Annotated in this window: 1 protein-coding gene; it reads right to left on the reverse strand. The window is 37.3% G+C overall.

The genetic code is table 11. From position 1 onward, the window contains the following. A partial coding sequence (locus tag ACSG5Z_RS32540; protein WP_435713002.1) for a condensation domain-containing protein occupies positions 1-279 on the reverse strand: 279 nt, incomplete at both ends.

A 279-nucleotide genomic window follows, 5' to 3' on the forward strand; every position in this document is an offset into this window, starting at 1 on the left:
GCATTAAGACATGCCACGGCTGTCTTTGGTTCGAATTTATCATCAATTCCATCTTCTTTTAACTTACCATCACCCAATTTATTTTCTATTTCTGACCAGTAAGCTAACCTTCTCTTTAACTTTTCACTCTGGCTGTAATAAGCTAATCCTTCGCTCCATACTTTAAAGGAAACGGTTTTAGCTGGTAATGTTATCTCGTTTTGATTCAAAGCTTGAGAGTAGCCCTTCTCCAAATCCTCAGTTAAAATCCGCCAGGATATCTCATCCTTTATCATATGA

The sequence above is a fragment of the Bacillus pretiosus genome (assembly GCF_051294775.1).
Classification (GTDB): Bacteria; Bacillota; Bacilli; order Bacillales; family Bacillaceae_G; genus Bacillus_A; species Bacillus_A wiedmannii.